The 14339-nt window shown below is 59.5% G+C and carries 16 protein-coding genes; 13 read left to right on the top strand and 3 right to left on the bottom strand.

The window, feature by feature from the left end; all coding sequences use genetic code 11:
- Positions 1-173 precede the first annotated feature (173 nt).
- From guaA to AAFO90_RS03200, 10 genes are all read left to right on the top strand, one after another.
- On the top strand, positions 174-1742 hold the full coding sequence (guaA, locus tag AAFO90_RS03245) for a glutamine-hydrolyzing GMP synthase (protein WP_065270210.1): 1569 nt from the start codon (positions 174-176) through the stop codon (positions 1740-1742).
- A 180-nt stretch (positions 1743-1922) separates the two neighbouring features.
- Positions 1923-2717, top strand: a complete 795-nt coding sequence (locus AAFO90_RS03240; RefSeq protein WP_347508486.1) for a hypothetical protein — start codon at positions 1923-1925, stop codon at positions 2715-2717.
- Positions 2651-3466: a hypothetical protein gene (locus tag AAFO90_RS03235; protein WP_347508485.1), complete on the top strand. Its 816-nt coding sequence runs from the start codon at positions 2651-2653 to the stop codon at positions 3464-3466. The genes AAFO90_RS03240 and AAFO90_RS03235 overlap by 67 nt, the downstream gene beginning before the upstream one ends.
- Before the next feature lie 54 nt (positions 3467-3520).
- The gene (locus AAFO90_RS03230) at positions 3521-4417 is read left to right on the top strand and encodes a DMT family transporter (protein WP_347508484.1); all 897 of its coding nucleotides are present in this window, start codon (positions 3521-3523) and stop codon (positions 4415-4417) included.
- 76 nt (positions 4418-4493) lie between these two features.
- On the top strand, positions 4494-5408 hold the full coding sequence (locus AAFO90_RS03225) for a DMT family transporter (RefSeq protein WP_347508483.1): 915 nt from the start codon (positions 4494-4496) through the stop codon (positions 5406-5408).
- A 56-nt stretch (positions 5409-5464) separates the two neighbouring features.
- A complete protein-coding gene (locus AAFO90_RS03220) occupies positions 5465-6328 on the top strand; it encodes an ATPase (RefSeq protein WP_347508543.1) in 864 nt (287 codons plus the stop codon).
- A 50-nt stretch (positions 6329-6378) separates the two neighbouring features.
- Positions 6379-7296: a homoserine O-succinyltransferase gene (gene metA / locus AAFO90_RS03215; RefSeq protein WP_065270205.1), complete on the top strand. Its 918-nt coding sequence runs from the start codon at positions 6379-6381 to the stop codon at positions 7294-7296.
- 25 nt (positions 7297-7321) lie between these two features.
- Positions 7322-8248 carry an alpha/beta hydrolase gene (locus tag AAFO90_RS03210; RefSeq protein ID WP_347508482.1) on the top strand — a complete coding sequence of 309 codons (927 nt, stop codon included), beginning with the start codon at positions 7322-7324 and terminating at the stop codon, positions 8246-8248.
- A 66-nt stretch (positions 8249-8314) separates the two neighbouring features.
- Complete coding sequence (ppk2, locus tag AAFO90_RS03205) at positions 8315-9184, top strand: polyphosphate kinase 2 (RefSeq protein WP_347508481.1); 870 nt, start codon at positions 8315-8317, stop codon at positions 9182-9184.
- A complete protein-coding gene (locus AAFO90_RS03200) occupies positions 9177-9794 on the top strand; it encodes a TetR/AcrR family transcriptional regulator (RefSeq protein WP_347508480.1) in 618 nt (205 codons plus the stop codon). Before ppk2 ends, AAFO90_RS03200 begins: the two co-directional genes overlap by 8 nt.
- Before the next feature lie 127 nt (positions 9795-9921).
- Here the strand turns inward: AAFO90_RS03200 and rpsI are convergent, their stop codons facing one another.
- The 3 genes from rpsI to AAFO90_RS03185 form a co-directional block, all read right to left on the bottom strand.
- Complete coding sequence (gene rpsI / locus AAFO90_RS03195; RefSeq protein WP_065270201.1) at positions 9922-10407, bottom strand: 30S ribosomal protein S9; 486 nt, start codon at positions 10405-10407, stop codon at positions 9922-9924.
- Between the two features lie 5 nt (positions 10408-10412).
- A complete protein-coding gene (gene rplM, locus AAFO90_RS03190) occupies positions 10413-10871 on the bottom strand; it encodes a 50S ribosomal protein L13 (protein ID WP_065270200.1) in 459 nt (152 codons plus the stop codon).
- 162 nt (positions 10872-11033) lie between these two features.
- Positions 11034-12437, bottom strand: coding sequence for a PLP-dependent aminotransferase family protein (locus AAFO90_RS03185; RefSeq protein WP_347508479.1), 1404 nt, complete (start codon positions 12435-12437; stop codon positions 11034-11036).
- A 93-nt stretch (positions 12438-12530) separates the two neighbouring features.
- Between AAFO90_RS03185 and AAFO90_RS03180 the strand changes: the two genes are divergently transcribed.
- From AAFO90_RS03180 to speE, 3 genes are all read left to right on the top strand, one after another.
- Positions 12531-12764, top strand: a complete 234-nt coding sequence (locus AAFO90_RS03180; RefSeq protein ID WP_347508478.1) for a DUF1127 domain-containing protein — start codon at positions 12531-12533, stop codon at positions 12762-12764.
- A gap of 216 nt (positions 12765-12980) precedes the next feature.
- Positions 12981-13487: an adenosylmethionine decarboxylase gene (gene speD, locus AAFO90_RS03175; protein WP_065270197.1), complete on the top strand. Its 507-nt coding sequence runs from the start codon at positions 12981-12983 to the stop codon at positions 13485-13487.
- Positions 13484-14335 (top strand): polyamine aminopropyltransferase, encoded by an 852-nt coding sequence (gene speE / locus AAFO90_RS03170; protein ID WP_065270196.1) that lies wholly within the window; start codon positions 13484-13486, stop codon positions 14333-14335. The genes speD and speE overlap by 4 nt, the downstream gene beginning before the upstream one ends.
- Positions 14336-14339 lie beyond the last annotated feature (4 nt).

Genomic DNA, 14339 nt, shown 5'->3' with positions numbered 1-14339 from the left:
CTGGGCACTTCTGTACAGTATTGCACCGTCTGCGATGAGGATGCCGTCCAGCTGGGCCTTGCATCTATGATTAGGCACCAAAGCCGCACCTTAGGGGCGCAAATCCTTGCAGAGACAGGTTTCAGGCCATCTGCCCTCTTGCCAGCCGCCCTGTCTGCCCCTATGAGCCAGACATGAGCCAGACATCCCATGACCGCCTCCTGATTATCGACTTTGGCAGCCAGGTCACGCAGCTTATTGCGCGTCGCCTGCGCGAGCTGAACGTCTATTGCGAAATCCACCCCTATCAGAATGTCACGATGGACTTTGTGCGCGAAATGGCGCCCAAGGCCGTGATCTTCTCCGGGGGTCCGGACAGTGTGACCCGCGAGGGATCCCCCCGCGTGCCGCAAGAGATTTTTGACTATGGCGTGCCGATCCTTGGCATCTGCTACGGCCAGCAGGTGATGATGCACCAGTTGGGCGGCAAGGTGTTGTCGGGCCACGGCACCGCCGAATTCGGTCGCGCCTATGTGACCCCGACCGTCGACTCCCTGCCGCTGCTGAACGGATGGTTCCAGGACGACAGCGACCGCGAACAGGTCTGGATGTCTCACGGCGACCACGTCAGTGAAATCGCACCAGGATTCAAGGTCTACGGAACATCGCCCAACGCCCCCTTTGCAATCACCGCAGATGTCTCGCGCAATTTCTACGCGGTGCAATTCCACCCCGAGGTGCATCACACGCCGAACGGCGCCAAACTCTATGAGAACTTCGTCAAGCTGGCCGGGTTCAGCGGCGACTGGACCATGGGCGCATACCGCGAACAGGCCATACAGGCGATCCGCGATCAGGTCGGCGACAAGCAGGTGATCTGTGGTCTGTCCGGCGGCGTCGACAGCTCGGTTGCGGCCGTGCTGATCCACGAGGCGATCGGCGATCAGCTGACCTGCGTCTTTGTTGACCACGGTCTGCTGCGCAAAGGTGAGGCCGAAGAGGTCGTCACCATGTTCCGCGACAATTACAACATGCGCCTGATCCACGCGGACGAGCAGGACCTGTTTCTGGGGGAACTGGAAGGCCAGTCCGACCCGGAAACCAAGCGCAAGATCATCGGCAAGCTGTTCATCGACGTGTTCCAGAAACACGCCGACACCATCGAAGGCGCCGAATTCCTCGCTCAGGGTACGCTCTACCCTGATGTAATTGAGTCCGTGTCCTTCTCGGGCGGGCCTTCGGTCACGATCAAATCCCACCACAACGTGGGCGGCCTGCCTGAGAAGATGGGTCTGAAACTGGTCGAACCCCTGCGCGAGTTGTTCAAGGACGAGGTCCGTGCGCTGGGCCGCGAGCTGGGCCTGCCGCAGAGCTTTATCGGTCGTCACCCGTTCCCCGGGCCGGGCCTTGCCATCCGTTGCCCCGGCGAAATCACCCGCGAAAAGCTGGACATCCTGCGCGAGGCCGACGCGGTCTATATCGACCAGATCCGCAAACACGGTCTCTATGACGAGATCTGGCAAGCCTTTGTCGCGATTCTGCCGGTGCGTACCGTCGGCGTAATGGGCGATGGCCGCACCTATGACTACGCCTGCGCCCTGCGGGCCGTGACTTCGGTCGATGGTATGACTGCGGATTACTACCCCTTCAGCCACGAGTTCCTCGGCGAGACGGCGACCCGGATCATCAACGAGGTCAAAGGCATCAACCGCTGTACCTATGACATCACCTCCAAGCCTCCGGGCACGATCGAGTGGGAGTGATCCCGGATCATCGATATTCCGACGTATTCGGTTGACCCCGAAACGATCCCAATAGGACGGCGGCACATCTACGTGCCGCCGTTGTCTTTTTTTGACTAAGCTTTTTCGGATAAGGCGAAGATAAATTTAACCAAATCACCCTAATCTGCAGGGCATCACATCAAAGCCCGAGGCTGTACCATGATCATTTGTCACCCTTTAAAGCTCATCTTTATCAAGACGAAAAAGGTTGGCGGAACTTCGTTTGAGATCGCTTTGTCCAGTCTTTGCGATGATGACAGTGTCATTACCCCCATCTCACCGGGTGATGAGGCTCTGCGTCAAGCAATCGGAATTCCCGGTCCGCAGAATTGCGCCAGCCCGGTGTGGCGTGACAAAGGGGGGAAGGAATACTGGCAAAGTTCAGGAATTTTCTTCAACCACATTTCGGCGCCACGAGCCAAGAAGCTTATCCCACCCGACGTGTGGAACAGCTATCGGAAAATCACCATCTGGCGCGATCCGTTCGATGTGGCGATTTCTCGGTACTATTGGCAGGGAGGCCCCGCAATCGGAATGAACTTTGGCGAATTCGTCGACCGTCACCGCGGGTTTCTGCGCGAAAACGCTAAAATCGCCCCATTTACCGGAGAGGCCGCTCTCGATGACTATCTCCGTTATGAGTCCATTGCGGAACATATAGAGGAACTGCAGGTGCCAGGCCTGAGAGAACTGTTTCAGGCACTGAGCGCGAAGGGAAACATCCGGCCCAAACAAGGCACATCTGTGGCTGAGACTTACGCAATGTTTCCCAAAGCAGCTGCGATCATCGCGGAGGAGTGCAGGGACGAAATCGACTTCTTTGGGTACCAGAATCCGCTGTTCCGCCGCATGTCCCCCACACGCCTTACCAAAAAAGGACAAAATTCATGTCTGAGCTCATATTTTCCCTGGCAGCAGGCCGGTCTGGCAGCGCATGGCTTGCCCATTTCCTGAGCGCAAACCTGGACTTCCCCGCCGTACACGAACGCTTGGATATTGATGATTTTGGAACAGCAATGCCCGACATCCGGACCATGCGCGCCTTCAACACGCGCGGGCTGGACGACGTGGTACGCGGGTTCTGGTCCCGCAAGATGGCTAGCCTGCCGAATGATGAACCCTATGCGGAAACCAACCATACATTAGGAAAATGCGGTCTGATTGAAACCCTTGCCGAGCACCCGCGCAGAAAAGACGCCACAGTGATCGTCCTGCGTCGGAACCTGGCTAAGCAATGCGCCAGCTACATCCAGCGGAATGATTTCGCAAACATCACCCTGGCTTGGCAATGGTACCTGTCCCATGATTACCCGAACGTCATCGTGAACCCGGACAATTTGCTGAAGTTCGGCATTATCGGGCATGCGCTTTGGTACACGCTCGAAATGGAATGTCGGCAGGTCTACTACGAGCGGGTTTATGGCGGTCGCATTAATTTTGTGTACGCCCAGCTAGAGGATGTCACCAAAGCCGAAGGGGCACGCCAACTGCTCGCCGACCTTGGCCGCGACAAGGAACCAACCCTTCCCCCGAAGGCAAATGCCAGCGCAACCGCCTCTGCCCCGGTAAAAGTCGCAGAGATCGAAACTTTCATGTCCCGTCTCGGTTTTGATCCCGAGGCGCTTGTTTCCAAGTTCCTGGAAGCGGGTTTCACTCTGGACCAGTCCCACGCCAAAACACCACAGGTCGCAGCCGCCTCTTGACCCTTCCAGGCATTTGGGCCTTCTTGCTGCACAAGCCATGCGGGGGACGACACAATGCAAGAGCAGCCAATACAGATCGCCAAGGCGGCACTGTGGATGACCGGCTCGATCGTCTCGTTCTCCTCCATGGCCATCGCGGGGCGCGAGGCGGGGCTGACGCTCGATACCTTTGAGATCATGGCCTACCGCAGCGTGGTGGGCGTGATCGTGGTGGTGGCGATCCTGACACTAACCTGCAAATGGCATCAGGTAAGCCGCGAGCGCATGGGGCTGCACCTGGTGCGCAATCTGGCGCATTTTACCGGCCAGAACCTATGGTTCTTCGCCGTAACGGTCATTCCGCTGGCTCAGGTCTTCTCTCTTGAATTCACCTCCCCCATCTGGGTGATCATCCTGTCACCCCTGATGCTAGGCGAGCGTATGACGCGGGTGCGGGCGGGCGCGGCGATGCTGGGATTCATCGGCATTCTGATCGTCGCGCGCCCTTCGCCGGACACGATAAACGCCGGGGTTCTGGCGGCTGCTGGCTGCGCCATCTTCTTTGCTCTGACGGCGATTTTCACCAAGCGCCTGACCCGCCACGAAAGCATTGCCTCGATCCTGTTCTGGCTGACCTCCATGCAGCTGGTGTTCGGCTTTGCCATGGCAGGCTGGGACGGTGACGTTGCATTACCCGATGCAACCACCCTGCCCTGGCTGGTGCTGATTGGCCTTGCCGGTCTCACCGCGCATTTTTGTCTGACCAATGCCCTGTCACTGGCCCCGGCCACCGTGGTGATGCCAATCGATTTCACCCGTCTGCCCGCCATCGCGATTCTGGCGATGATCCTTTACGGCGAAGAGGTGGTGATCTGGACCCTGCTCGGCGCCGTGGTGATTTTCGCTGCGAACTACATCAACATTCTGGATGCGTCCGGCAGGCTGCGCCCGCGCGGTGCGCGCATCGGCTAGGGCTTTCTGCCCAAACGGCAGATGAAGCCGCAGGAAACGGGTCGCGGCAGCATCCCTTTCGGCGCAGAACAGCGGCATGACAACACAGCATTCCATATCCCCCCGCGCCTGGGTCGAGCTGAGCCTATTGGCCTGCCTCTGGGGCGCCTCCTTTCTGTCGATCCGCATCACACTCAACGAAGTGCCGGTACTGACCTCGGTATTCTACCGTTGCGCGGGCGGCGCCGTGGTCCTTTGGATTGCGGTACTCCTCCTGCGTCTGCCGCTGCCGCGCGCGCCCCGGGTCTGGGGGAGTTTTCTGGTGATGGGGCTCCTCAACAACGTGATCCCCTTCGTGCTGATGGCCTGGGGACAGCTCCATATCGAAACCGGGCTGACCTCGATCCTGAATGCCACAACGGCGATATTCGGAGTTCTGGTGGCGGCGCTGTTCTTTGCCGATGAAAGGATCACGGCACGGCGGGCCATCGGAGTCGCCTTGGGGTTTCTGGGTGTATCGACGGCCATTGGCCTCAGCAGTTTTGCAGATTTCGATCCGCGCAGCGCGGCGCAGCTGGCAGTTTTGGCCGGCACGCTCTCCTACGCGTTTGCAGCGGTCTGGGCAAAACAGCACCTCGCTGGCCTGAAGCCGCAAGTGGCCGCTGCGGGAATGTTGACAGGCTCCGCCCTGATCCTGTTGCCCCTCACGCTGGTTGTGGATGGGGTGCCGCGCCTTGATCTGATGCCAGTCACCTGGCTCGCGATTTTCTACTATGCGGTCTTTGCTACGGCGGGGGCATATCTTCTGTACTACCGGGTGCTGGCGATGGCGGGCAGCGGCAACCTGATGCTGGTGACGCTAATGATCCCGCCCGTTGCCATCCTTCTGGGCGCCGTGGTGCTGGGCGAGGCCCTGCCGCCCCATGCCTACCCCGGATTTGCGCTTCTGGCGCTTGGCCTGCTGGTCATTCAGGGGCGCATTCCCCTGCCCCGACGCCTTCGGCGGAATTGACCCGGCCGCAGACACTGGCTAGCAAGGCGCCAGGTGATCAAGGATCTGGAATGCCAATGCTTTATTCTTCCGCTCAGGCGTGGCGCGACGCCCCCAGCAAACGCGTGCTGTTCTTTGGCATGTCGGGTCTCGGCAAGACCTATGTCAGCAATATCCTGCGCGGCGCAGGGGGCTGGTTCCACTACTCAATCGACTACCGTATCGGCACCCGCTACATGGGCGAATACATCGCCGACAATGCCAAGGCCGAGGCGATGAAGGTTCCCTTCCTGCGGGATCTGCTGCTGTCGGATTCGATCTACATCGGATCGAATATTACCTTCGACAACCTGACACCGGTCTCCTCCTACCTCGGTAAACCCGGCAGCCCGGCCATGGGGGGCCTCCCGATGAGCGAATACCGTCGCCGTCAGGAACAGTTCCGCCTGGCCGAAATCCACGCCCTGCTGGATACCGAATATTTCATCGACCGGGCCGAGCGGCTTTATGGCTATCCGCATTTCATCTGCGACACTGGTGGGTCGATCTGTGAATGGGTGGATGCCGAGGATCCGAACGATCCGGTCCTGACCGAACTGTCCAAACACACGCTGATGGTCTGGATCAAAGGTGACGAGGCCCATACCGAAGAGTTGATTCGCCGCTTTGATCGCGCGCCCAAACCGATGTCCTATCAGCCGGAGTTCCTGAGCAGGGTCTGGGAAGACTATCTTAGCAAAAACAATGTATCAGAGGCGGATGTTGACCCCGATGCCTTCATTCGCTGGACCTATGCGCAGGCGCTGGCGCACCGTCAGCCGCGCTATGAGGCGATGGCGCAGAACTGGGGTGTGACCGTCACCGCTGACCAGATCAGCGCCGTGCGCGACGAGGCTGGTTTCGAGGACTTGATCGCCAGCGCACTTGAGAGTGCCGCCTAGGCAGCTTATCTCTTGCCCTCAGCCCAACACATGAACCGCAAGGACCTGACATGCCTATCAAGATCCCTTCTGACCTGCCCGCCTATGACGTTCTGACGAACGAAGGCGTGATGGTCATGTCGCCGGATCAGGCGGCGCGTCAGGATATTCGCCCGCTGCGCATCGGTCTGCTCAATCTGATGCCAAAGAAGATCCAGACGGAGAACCAGTTCGCCAGGCTGATCGGCGCGACGCCGCTCCAGATCGAACTGTCTCTGATCCGGATGACCGAGCACCAGACCCGCAACACCGCGGCTGAGCATATGGCCGAATTCTATCGCCCCTTTCAGGAGGTGAAGGACGAGCGCTTTGACGGGTTGATCATCACTGGCGCCCCAATCGAACATCTGAATTTCGACAACGTCACCTATTGGGATGAGCTGCGCGAGGTGTTTGAATGGACGCAGACCAATGTGCACTCCACCTTTGGCGTCTGTTGGGGCGGCATGGCGATGATCAACTATTTCCACGGCGTCAAGAAACACATGCTGGATCACAAGGCCTTCGGCTGCTTCCGACATAAGAACCTCGCGCCTGCCTCGCCCTACCTACGCGGGTTTTCAGACGATTGCGTCATTCCCGTCTCGCGCTGGACCGAGATGAAACAGGATGAAATCGACAGCCATCCAGAGCTCATCACCCTTCTGGGAAGTGATGAGGTTGGCCCCTGTCTGGTCGAGGATCCGAACCATCGCGCACTCTATATCTTCAATCACTTCGAATATGACAGTGATACGCTGAAGCAAGAATACGACCGCGACGTTGCCAATGGCACCGAGATCAACGTGCCGATCAACTACTACCCGGATGATGACCCCAGCCGCACGCCGCAGAACCGCTGGCGCAGCCATGCGCATCTGCTTTATGGCAACTGGATCAATCAAATCTACCAAAGCACGCCATTCGATCTGAACAACATCGGTCAATAGCGCATTGTTATCGCTTGCCTTTGCCATGGCTGCAGGCGTCGGCATCACCGCCCTGCAAGGATCCCGGCGGGAAGCCCGCGCCAGGGCCAGCCACCCGCCTGAAGGCCGGTTTATTGAGGTGGGTGATGCCCGTGTGCACGCGGTCGAGATGGGCCAGCCCCAGGGCTCGGCGCCAGATCTGGTGCTGATCCACGGCTCCAACGGCAGCACCCGCGATATGAGCTTTCGCCTCGCCCCTGCGTTGGCCGACCGTTTCCGCGTGCTGATGTTCGATCGCCCCGGTCTCGGCTATACCGCAGTGCCAGAAGCTGGCAATGCAACGCTGGAGGATCAGGCGGCCCTGCTGCAACAGGCCGCGGCCAGCCTTGGCGCCGAGCGTCCCATCGTGCTGGGGCAAAGCTATGGCGGGGCCGTGGCGCTCGCCTGGGCTGTCTACCATCCGGATGATCTCTCGGCGCTGGTCTCGGTCTCTGGCGTGTCGCACCCTTGGGATGGCTCGCTCGATCCATTCTACAAAGTGACAGCCTCGCCGCTGGGTAGCCGTCTGGCGGTGCCGCTGATCACTTCCTATGTGCCGGAACGCACCGTGACCCGCGCGCTGGAGGATGTCTTTGCCCCCCAACCAGTGCCAGAAGGATACGCCGAGCATTTTGGTCCCGGACTGACCCTCAGGCGCGGATCGCTCCGGGCCAATGCCCTGCACCGTGCCAACCTTCTGCGCGATATCAAGGCGCAGGTACCGCAGTATGACCGCATCAAGGTACCGGTCGAGCTTGTGCATGGCGACGCCGACACAACCGTTGGGGTTCATCTGCACGCCGCAAGACTTGTCAAAGACGTGCCGCAGGCCCGGCTGACCCTACTCGACGGGATTGGCCACATGCCACACCATGTGGCCACCGGGGATGTGACAGACGCCGTGGACCGCGCCGCCGCCCGCGCCGGGCTTTAGGTAAATCGGAGTCACATTGCGCCGCGCAATGCCCTATAAAGAGTTGAGGACAGGAAGGTTTTGCCCATGACATTGCCATTTAACGGCGCCATCAGCCGCTATTTCGAGACCGGCGCGCCTTCTGACATCCGCAAGGCCATCGCCGATGGGGGAAAGAAGGCGATATTGGATTCGGACTATCCGCATGCAGCGCGGATGAAGAAAAAGTCCTATGAGCAATCCATGGACGCGCTGCAGATCGAGCTGGTGAAACTGCAATCCTGGGTCAAAGCCTCTGGCGCCCGTGTCGCCGTGGTGTTCGAAGGCCGAGATGCCGCAGGAAAAGGCGGCACAATCAAACGCTTCCGCGAGAACCTTAACCCCCGCGGCGCGCGGGTTGTGGCACTGCAGAAACCGACCGAGGCTGAGCAGACCCAATGGTATTTCCAGCGCTATATCGACCATTTGCCCTCGGGCGGTGAAATCGTATTTTTCGACCGCAGCTGGTACAATCGCGGCGTCGTCGAAAAGGTCTTTGGCTTTTGCACCGACACGCAGCGCGAGCGCTTCTTCCATCAGGTTACAGGGTTCGAGGAGGCTCTGGTCGAGGACGGCATTCACCTGTTCAAGATCTGGCTGAACGTTGGCCGGGCCGAGCAGCTCGATCGGTTTCTAGCGCGCGAATCTGATCCGCTGAAGCATTGGAAGCTCAGCACCATCGACGTAAAAGGGCTGGAACGCTGGGACGCCTATACCGATGCCATCGGCGAAACCTTCCGCCGCAGCCACACCAAGGTGGCCCCCTGGACCGTCGTCCGCTCGGACGACAAGCGTCGCGCGCGGCTGGCTGCCATCCGTTCGGTCCTACATGGACTGGATTATGACAACAAAAACGCCGAGGCACTCGGGGACGTAGATCCCCTCATCTGTGGCGGACCGGACATCTGGAATGCGTAAACGCGGCTATCATCACGGCAACCTGCGTCAGGCTCTTGTGGAATCTGCGCTGGGTCTGATCGAGGCAAAAGGCCCGACCGGCTTTACCCTGTCCGAGGCGGCAAAACAGGCGGGCGTCACCCCGGCGGCAGTCTATCGCCATTTCGAAGGCCGTGAAGATCTGATCGCAGAGGCTGCTAAGCAGGGCTTTCCGATGTTCGCCGATCTGATGCAGCACGCCTATGACAAATATCAGCCCTCGGCCCTGGCGGCATTTGAGGCAACGGGACGGGCCTATCTCGCCTTTGCCCGCAAACATCCCGGCCATTACATCGCGATGTTCGAAAGCGGTATTTCCGTCAACCGCACGCCCGAACTGGCGGATGCCGCTGCCCGCGCACGGGGCATTCTGGAAAAGGCTGCTGCGGATCTGAGCCAGCACATCCCGGCCGAAAAACGCCCGCCCGCAGCGATGTTTTCCGCCCATATCATGGCGCTGAGCCACGGCGTTGTGGAGCTTTATGCCCGCAGCACGCCCGGTGCCACCTCGCCCTTCTCGCCCGAGGATCTGCTCGAAAGCGGGATCATGATCTACCTGCGGGGCCTGGGCCTGATTGAACCCGACAAATAGGCCGTCCAGCCAGGTCTGTGCATACGCGTGGCTTCGCGCTTCAATCTCTCGTTTAAACCACACTGATACACGACGAAAAAAGGCCGCAGATTTCTCTGCGGCCTTTCTCTGCTCTGCTGTCCAGCGATTAACGCTTGGAGAACTGGAACGAACGACGCGCTTTGCGGCGGCCGAATTTCTTACGTTCAACAACACGGCTGTCACGGGTCAGGAAGCCAGCAGCTTTCAGAGCGCCGCGCAGGGCGGGATCATAAAGCTGCAGAGCTTTGGAGATGCCGTGCTTGACCGCACCGGCCTGACCGGAAAGGCCACCGCCTTTGACGGTTGCGTAGACGTCGAACTGGTCTTCGACACCGGCAACGGTGAACGGCTGGCGCAGGATCATCTGCAGCACCGGACGGGCGAAGTATTTGTTCAGCTCTTTGCCGTTCACTTCGACCTTGCCGGAACCCGGCTTGATCCAGACGCGTGCGACTGCGTCTTTCCGCTTACCGGTTGCATAGGCACGCCCCAGCTCGTCACGGACGGGCTCACGGGAAATGGTTTCTTCAGCGACAGCTTCAACGCCTGCAACGGCGCCCAGCTCTTCGAGAGTGTTGATCTGATCAGCCATCGGTCTCAGCTCCGCGTGTTTTTCTTGTTCATGGATTTGACATCCAGAACCTCGGGGGCCTGGGCCTCATGCGGGTGCGCAGCACCAGCATAGATACGCAGGTTGCTCATCTGCTGGCGCGCCAGACGGTTGCCCGGCAGCATGCGCTTCACAGCCTGGTAGACAACACGCTCGGGGTGCGCGCCTTCCAGGATCTGTTGCTTGGTGCGGGACTTGATGCCGCCCGGGTGGCCAGTGTGCCAGTAGAAGTGCTCGTCGCGCTTCTTGCCGGTCATCTGTACCTTGTCGGCGTTGATGATGATGACGTTGTCGCCCATGTCCATGTTCGGCGTGAACGACGCTTTGTGCTTACCGCGCAGGCGCATGGCAACGATCGAGGCAAGACGGCCCAGAACAACGCCTTCGGCGTCGATCAGGATCCAGTTCTTCTCGATATCTGCCGGAGTAGCAGAGAAGGTTTTCATGGCAGGTCTATCCTGTTTGTCGTGAAGATGAGCCGGAATACAACTCACCTGAATTCGATGGACGGGGTTTACGGGGATCTCCGCACTGCGTCAACACAGCAAAACAACAATTTATCACGCAAAATCAGTGTGTTAAAAAATAGGTATCAAAATACCCCACCCCTAGACGCTGATTTGCTCGGGCGGGTTGTCCAAAAGGCTGCGCAAACGCAGCATCGCGTCTTCGAACTTAGCCAAAGAAACCTGCCCATTGATGGTGATGCGCACGGCATTGGGCGCGCGGCCATCCCTCAGGGCGAATTCATCGGCTGACCTGATCTGCACACCTGCAGCTTCTGCCGCGCGAGTAAAGGCAGCGGAGCGCCAGCCTGCAGGCAGTTTCAGCCAGAGGAACGGGACCTCGTCTTTCCATGTCAACTCAAACGCACCAAGGGCATTCACCGCCACACGCACATATTTGGCCATTTCCTTGCGCACCTCTTTGGCCAGCTCCTTGCTGCGCGGGTCCGAAAGCAAGACGCGGATCAGCTCGGCCAGCGGCTGCGACAGGCCGAAAAAGCTGTATTCCGCCGACCGGCGCAGATCCTGTTCGTGACCTTTGGGCGCGAGGGCAAAACCGACGCGCAGCGCCGGTGTCAAAACCTTGGAGATCGAACAGACGTGCCAGGTGATATCAGGCGCCAGAGCGCGATAGCTGGGCGCACCGGCCTCTCCCATGCGATAGCAATCATCTTCGATGATCTGCAGCTCATGCCGCCGCGCGACCTTGATGATCTCCTCGCGCCGTTTTTGCGGCGTAAACAGCCCAGTCGGATTGTGCACCTCGGGGCTGGTACATAAAACCGTGGCGCCCGTCTTGCGGATGGCAAGCTCCAGCGAATCCGGACGAATCCCGTGTTCGTCCATCCCCACCCCGACAACCTTGGCCCGGAGCAGTTCAGACGCACGACGAAAGCCGGCATAGGAAAGATCCTCGACCAACAGCGTGGGCTGCGCGTCCTTCAGGACCGCCTGCAGCACCGTGAGGATGCCGTTCTGACCGCCATGGGTCAGGACCACCTGGTTTTCATCCAGCGGCCCTAGCGGCTGATCTGACAGCCAGTCCACCACCGCTTCGCGCACCGGGCGGTAGGCGTCTCGGGTCGGGTAGTTCAGGAACATCAGTGGATCGGCGGCGGCGACCTTCTTCATCGCCTCCCGGATCGCAGCCACCTGCCCCACATCGGCAAGACGCGGGCTGAACAGGCTGACATGGTTGGGATCGCTTTCCTCCCGAAGGTGCAATTCGCGGGACCAGACATCATCCATGACCTTGGTCTGCCGCTCAGCGACAAATGTACCGCGCCCGACCTCCGCCTGCAGAAGTCCTTCGTCCGTGAGGGTGGAATAGGCCCGTGCAACCGTGCCGGGGGTGATGCCCAGCTGATAGGCCAGATCGCGCACCGGCGGCAACTTTGTACCAACACGCAATGTATCGTTTTCCACCGCTGCGCGGATTGTATCGGCCACCCGCTGATACTTCGGTCCAGGCTTGTCACCAAGGCTCGGCGCCCAAATTGTACCCATTACAATGCTTCCTTAGACAGCTGAGTCGGAACTTTGTATCAAGTGATCGTACCAACAACACAGGATTGTATCAATACAATAAAGGATCTGACCATGACACAGCACGCGACCCCTGTACATTCCAGCATCACCTTTCTGACCAATCAGCCCACCCTGCCGGTGCTGGCTCAGGTCGCGGTGACGTTCGCGGTTCTGATGACGAAATGGTCCGTCCGACAGCGCAGCCGTAAACAGCTCCGCCACCTGACCCCGGAACAATTGCAAGACATCGGGCTCTCCCGCGAGGACGCCCATTATGAAGCCACTCTTCCGTTCTGGCGCCCCTGATCCCCGGGTACCGGAACCACCTGACGGCCGGGGCCAGTTCCCCGGCCTTTTTTCTTTTCAATCATTTCAAAGCCCCTGGTAAATTTTTCCTTGATCGAATCTGCCATGGGGCCTAGATGCGCCTCACTTTCGGCACCGATCCCAACCCCGGACCCTTATCCGGGGGGGCGCTAAGGGCCGGCTGGATTGTCATCTACTGGAACGAAGGGGAGTGTCATGAAAGACGCCAACCTCTTCCAACTGGGGATCGGTCTGGAGACAGGCGCCCAAGAGGAAGATACCGCCCGCAGTGTACCCGCTGCGATCATCGAAACCGTTGTGGACAGCGACCGCGAAGACCATTTCATCCGCCGCGATGGAAAAGTATTCGCCGGAACCCATCTGATCATCGAAGTCATGAACGGCACGGGCCTTGATTGCGAGACCCGCATTCAGAACGCCTTCCGCAAATGCGTCGAGGTTTGCGGCGCCACGCTGCTGCACATCCACACCCATAAATTCTCGCCGCAAGGCGTGTCGGGCGTGGCCGTGCTGGCCGAAAGCCACATCTCGGTGCACACCTGGCCGGAAATCGGCTATGGCGCCTTTGACGTCTTCATGTGCGGCGATGCCGAACCCTGGCGCGCTGTCGGCGTGCTGAAAGAGGCCTTTTCCACCGATCACGTGGAGGTCCGGGAACTTCTGCGCGGGGAGGAGCTGATCGCCAAGGAGGTCGCGGCATGAGCGAAACCTGGATCACCGAACGCCTGCACGATCACTACGCGCAATCCCTGCGCGTGGATGAGATGCTTTATGACAGCAAGACCGAGCATCAGCGCCTGAAGGTCTTTCAGAACGGTACGTTCGGCCGCATCCTGACGCTGGATGACGTGGTACAGACCACCGAAGGCGACAATTTCATCTACCACGAGATGCTGACCCATGTGCCGATCCTGGCGCATGGGGCCGCAAAACGTGTGCTGATCATCGGCGGCGGCGATGGCGGAATGGCCCGCGAGGCGCTGCGTCACGCCTCGGTCGAACATGTCACCATGGTCGAGATCGACGCCGGTGTGGTGGATTTCTCAAAGGAATACCTGCCGATGCTGAGCCAGGGCGCCTTTGACGATCCACGGCTTAATCTGGTGATCAACGATGGCGCCGCCTTCATGCGTGAAACAGATCAGAAATTCGACGTGATCGTGGTCGATTCCACCGATCCGATCGGCCCGGGCGAGGTGCTGTTCACCAATACCTTCTACGGCCACGCCGCCCGCGCGCTGACCGATGACGGTATCATCGTCACCCAGAACGGCGTGCCTTTCATGCAAGGGGACGAGCTGACCGGCACAATGCGCGCCTTCAAGACGCTGTTTGCCGATCACAGCTGCTATCTGGCGACGATCCCGACCTATGCGGGTGGTCCGATGGCCTTTGGCTGGGGCAGCCACTCCAAATCCGCGCGCACCGTGTCGCTGGCCGATCTGGAAAAACGCTTTGCCGCTGCCGGGATTGAAACCGATTACTACACGCCCGAGGTGCACAAGGCGGCTTTCGCCCTGCCCGGCTATGTGAAGAAACTCTTCCCATAAGACC

The organism is Phaeobacter sp. CAU 1743 (assembly GCF_039839315.1).
GTDB classification, from domain to species: Bacteria; Pseudomonadota; Alphaproteobacteria; order Rhodobacterales; family Rhodobacteraceae; genus Phycobacter; species Phycobacter gallaeciensis_A.
Note: the sequence above shows the minus strand (reverse complement) of the source record. Positions and strands in the feature narration are given on the sequence as shown.

Bases quoted from the DNA above. Each gene is read 5' to 3' on its own strand.
- guaA (WP_065270210.1), top strand. From the start codon at position 174: ATGAGCCAGACATCCCATGACCGCCTCCTGATTATCGACTTTGGCAGC.
- AAFO90_RS03240 (WP_347508486.1), top strand. From the start codon at position 1,923: ATGATCATTTGTCACCCTTTAAAGCTCATCTTTATCAAGACGAAAAAG.
- AAFO90_RS03235 (WP_347508485.1), top strand. From the start codon at position 2,651: ATGTCTGAGCTCATATTTTCCCTGGCAGCAGGCCGGTCTGGCAGCGCA.
- AAFO90_RS03230 (WP_347508484.1), top strand. From the start codon at position 3,521: ATGCAAGAGCAGCCAATACAGATCGCCAAGGCGGCACTGTGGATGACC.
- AAFO90_RS03225 (WP_347508483.1), top strand. From the start codon at position 4,494: ATGACAACACAGCATTCCATATCCCCCCGCGCCTGGGTCGAGCTGAGC.
- AAFO90_RS03220 (WP_347508543.1), top strand. From the start codon at position 5,465: ATGCTTTATTCTTCCGCTCAGGCGTGGCGCGACGCCCCCAGCAAACGC.
- metA (WP_065270205.1), top strand. From the start codon at position 6,379: ATGCCTATCAAGATCCCTTCTGACCTGCCCGCCTATGACGTTCTGACG.
- AAFO90_RS03210 (WP_347508482.1), top strand. From the start codon at position 7,322: ATGGCTGCAGGCGTCGGCATCACCGCCCTGCAAGGATCCCGGCGGGAA.
- ppk2 (WP_347508481.1), top strand. From the start codon at position 8,315: ATGACATTGCCATTTAACGGCGCCATCAGCCGCTATTTCGAGACCGGC.
- AAFO90_RS03200 (WP_347508480.1), top strand. From the start codon at position 9,177: ATGCGTAAACGCGGCTATCATCACGGCAACCTGCGTCAGGCTCTTGTG.
- rpsI (WP_065270201.1), bottom strand. From the start codon at position 10,407: ATGGCTGATCAGATCAACACTCTCGAAGAGCTGGGCGCCGTTGCAGGC.
- rplM (WP_065270200.1), bottom strand. From the start codon at position 10,871: ATGAAAACCTTCTCTGCTACTCCGGCAGATATCGAGAAGAACTGGATC.
- AAFO90_RS03185 (WP_347508479.1), bottom strand. From the start codon at position 12,437: ATGGGTACAATTTGGGCGCCGAGCCTTGGTGACAAGCCTGGACCGAAG.
- AAFO90_RS03180 (WP_347508478.1), top strand. From the start codon at position 12,531: ATGACACAGCACGCGACCCCTGTACATTCCAGCATCACCTTTCTGACC.
- speD (WP_065270197.1), top strand. From the start codon at position 12,981: ATGAAAGACGCCAACCTCTTCCAACTGGGGATCGGTCTGGAGACAGGC.
- speE (WP_065270196.1), top strand. From the start codon at position 13,484: ATGAGCGAAACCTGGATCACCGAACGCCTGCACGATCACTACGCGCAA.